A 313-nucleotide genomic window follows, 5' to 3' on the forward strand; every position below is an offset into this window, starting at 1 on the left:
CGCACCAATAAATGGTGTCACCACTTTTATGGTTGGTAGGTCAAAGCTACTTCTAAAATATACTTCTCTTGGAGTGCTTTCGTTATCAGACTCATCGATGGTTTGAATGACTAACTTTTGACTACTGTTTTCTGATACCGATTTAAAGCTGTCACCCAAAATATCTCTTACAAAAGGAATGTAATAAATGACATCCTCTACTCGCCCATTGCTATCTAACAGCGTTTCGTGCGGAATTTTTGCGATGTAATCGTCATCGGATGCGGTTGTGTCAATAACTTGCTGAAGTGAGTAGTTGTTATCGTTGTTTTGG

The 313-nt window shown here is 39.0% G+C and carries 1 protein-coding gene; it reads right to left on the reverse strand.

Annotation, left to right across the window (positions count from 1 at the left end; translation table 11 throughout):
* Positions 1 to 313 (reverse strand): hypothetical protein (locus IQR33_RS08740; RefSeq protein WP_193843641.1); only part of this gene is annotated, 313 nt, incomplete at both ends.

This window comes from Vibrio sp. OPT46, assembly GCF_015163535.1.
GTDB lineage: Bacteria > Pseudomonadota > Gammaproteobacteria > Enterobacterales > Vibrionaceae > Vibrio > Vibrio alginolyticus.